The sequence below is a fragment of the Oceanobacillus saliphilus genome (genome assembly GCF_023522835.1).
Lineage (GTDB): Bacteria > Bacillota > Bacilli > Bacillales > Amphibacillaceae > Oceanobacillus > Oceanobacillus saliphilus.
Map to the genome: position 1 here is coordinate 1 of NZ_JALCZU010000081.1, position 279 is coordinate 279.

At 46.6% G+C, this 279-nt stretch carries 1 protein-coding gene; it reads left to right on the top strand.

All coding sequences use genetic code 11. The annotated features are described in order from the left end of the window. Positions 1-32: 32 nt before the first annotated feature. Complete coding sequence (locus tag MN204_RS21615; protein WP_368858692.1) at positions 33-185, top strand: C2H2-type zinc finger protein; 153 nt, start codon at positions 33-35, stop codon at positions 183-185. Positions 186-279 lie beyond the last annotated feature (94 nt).

Sequence of the window (279 nt, forward strand, 5' to 3'; positions counted from 1 at the left end):
CTCAATCGATGATGGGCCAATTCAGCTCGAAGATGCCATCAAACGCCCAAAAGAAGCACAAATGCAAGGTTTGCGATAAGCGCTTCACGCGCCCTTCGTCTCTTCAAACCCATATGTATAGCCACACTGGGGAGAAACGTAAGTTTTATTTTCTTATTGAACTTGAACTATACGAAGGATACTAACTTTGTCTTTAGCATACGCCTGCGATGTCGAGGGCTGTGGCCGCCATTTCTCCGTTGTATCTAATCTGCGACGACACAAGAAGGTCCACAAGGG

Excerpts from the sequence above, each read along its gene's own strand:
- MN204_RS21615 (WP_368858692.1), top strand. The coding sequence starts at position 33 with ATGCCATCAAACGCCCAAAAGAAGCACAAATGCAAGGTTTGCGATAAG.